Genomic DNA, 2,497 nt, shown 5'->3' with positions numbered 1-2,497 from the left:
CGAGGGCCGGAGAGCAGTCCGGTGCGTTCCAGGCTGATTCCGGCATAGACGAAGGTGGCCGGGATGCGTTCGGAGAAATACTTCAGGGTGTCGGAGGCTTCGGCGCCGGCGCGTGTGGCGGTGTTGAGGTTGTGGAGTTCGTCGACCGCGACGAGGGTCACATGGGCGTCCGTACTGACGCCGCAGACGGCGTCGGCGATGTCGGTGATGTTGCTCCTGGTGGAGATCGGCAGGTCGAAGAACCGGGCGAACTCCATCGCGATCATCTTGGGGGTGGCGGCGGGTGGGACGGTGATGTAGATGACCGGGATGTCGCTGGAGGAATTCGGGTGACGCCGTCTGTGGATTACCTCGACGGTCTTGCCGAGTTGGGTGAGCGCGGTGGTCTTGCCGGTTCTGGCGGGGCCGGACACCATCAGGCCGCATCGTCCGTAGTGGGCGTTCTTGTTCATCTGGATCAGGCGGCGGCCCGAGGTGATGACCTGGCGGATCGTGGGAGTCTGGACCACCAGCAACCTTGAGTGGTGGTCGATGCGGTCATCGTCGTAGCAGGCTCGTTTGTCGTCCGCGAGACCCGACCAGATCGCCTCGGGCAGCAGTTCCGGCACTGCGGGAATCTCGGTGACGAACCCGCGCCAGCCCGGCAGGGTGGTCAGCTGCAGATGCCCGTACCCGTCTGCGGAATCCCCGCTCTGCCCCGGCCCGCGGCTCACCACCGCTTGTCCGCTTCGGTGAACGGGTCAAAGATCGGCATCGGTATCACCTTGGCGATGTTCTCCTCGGGAGCGTCGTCGGCCGGGCCCGCTTCGCCGTCGGCAACGCGATCGGCAGGGGGTCCCTCGGGCGCGACGGGGGTGGAGGGCGGACTGGACTTGGTGCGGGCGACGACACGCCGGTCCCGGCGGCTGAGCCCGGCTCTGCTGCCCGCGCCACCACTGTCCGCCGGGCCCTGATGGGCTCGTCGCAGCAGATCGGCGACTGCGTCGGCGAGTTGCTCCTCACTCGCTCCGGGCAGGGTGCGGCGGGTGTGGTCCCAAGCGAGTTCGCCGAACGGGGCGGCGACGCGGTGCAGTTGTTTCCAGAACAGGGTGATCCAGCCGCCCTTCCAATGGTCACGGACCCAGATGCGGGACACGTCGTAAGGGTCGTAGTGGATCTCCCACAGATCCTTGCGGTCCTTGACGCCTGACCGCTGCTGCCGCAGAGGGTTAAGGGCCTCGTCGTCGTAGGTCCGGTGCTTGATCTTCACGCCGTAGGCGTTGATCGCCCGCCAGGTCGCGGGCAGCAACTCGATGTAGTCGTCGGCCGACAACGCGACCGGGACATAGCCGGCCGTCTCGACGAGAGCGGCGTACTTCTCATTCGGGCTGAACATCCGCCCCGGGTGAAGCGGGTCGCGCAGTCCGTCGTGGGGCCGGCTCTGCCAGACCACGATCCACTCGTCCAGAAGTTCCTGCAGCTCCACCAAGGACCAGAGCGGCTGTTGTTCGACGTGCCGGCCGCGACGTTCGGCGTTGAAGCCGGTGTAACCGGCCAGGAACTGGGCGAACAGAGTTCCGACGGAACCCAGCATCCGCTCTATGTGGCCCTTCTCCCAGCCCGATGCGTCGTGCACCGGCTGGAAGTTGATGCCCAGAAAGTTGCAGGAGGCCCGGAAGTTGCGGGAGATGAACACTTTCCCCTGGTCGACCACGATGGTCTCGGGGACGATGACCGGCCGGGCGGCTGCGTGCTCCAGACGGGCGTCGATGTCCAGCAGCCGCCTGAACGGCAACGCCGAGCGTGACATCGCCAGCGCCTGGGCCCAGCCGGGCCGCATCGGCTCGGGGGTGACGGTGCGGGCCAGCAACACGCTGGCGTCCACTGACTTGGTCGTCGGCCGCAGCACCGCCGCGGTGAGGCTCCTGGTGGCGACATCGATCATGCCGGTCAGATCCACTCGGGCGGGGACCCCATCGTCCAGGCGGACCAGCACGTCCAGCGGGGTGGAGTCCATCTGCATCAGCTCGCCCGGCGCCGCCGCACTTCTTTCGCCGAACGGCCCATCGGGGCGGTCTGCCAGCGACCGGCGAGTGCGGGCCGATCCGGTGGTGTGCTTGCCCGCCGACAGTTTCTCCAGCAGCCGGTAGAGACTGCGCTGTGACGGCAGCTCCACGACACCCCGACCGTGATCTGCTTCCAGGATCTGGCCTGTCCTCCAGAAAAGGTAAGTCGCCGTCCGGGTGGAACCCTGGGCGGCCTCTGCGACCGCCTTCTGCATTGCCTCCACCACCAGCGGGTCCACCCGGCCGTGCGCGCTGATGGGCTTGGCAGACCGGTGGTCGGCCATCCCGACCACTCCGCGGGCCTCATAGCGGCGGCGCCGTTTGGTGATCGCGCTTGGCGTCACCGGCCGCCCCGTAGCGGTCAGTTCCGCTGCCTTGGCCTGCTCACGGCGGGTCAGCGACACCGCTGCCGGGTCGTACTCCGGCTTCGGCTTCGTGCCAGCAGGCGCCTG

Annotated in this window: 2 protein-coding genes; both read right to left on the bottom strand. The window is 67.7% G+C overall.

Annotated elements, in window-relative coordinates:
• A partial coding sequence (locus ACIQIB_RS39260) for a TniB family NTP-binding protein (protein ID WP_400764241.1) occupies positions 1-713 on the bottom strand: 713 nt, incomplete at its 3' end.
• The coding region (locus tag ACIQIB_RS39255; protein WP_400764239.1) for a Mu transposase C-terminal domain-containing protein at positions 710-2,497 on the bottom strand (1,788 nt) is incomplete at its 5' end. The genes ACIQIB_RS39260 and ACIQIB_RS39255, both read right to left, overlap by 4 nt.

Source organism: Kitasatospora sp. NPDC092286 (assembly GCF_044755565.1).
Lineage (GTDB): Bacteria > Actinomycetota > Actinomycetes > Streptomycetales > Streptomycetaceae > Kitasatospora.
The sequence above is the reverse complement of the archived record's forward strand: the minus strand, read 5'-3'. Positions and strand labels throughout refer to the sequence as shown.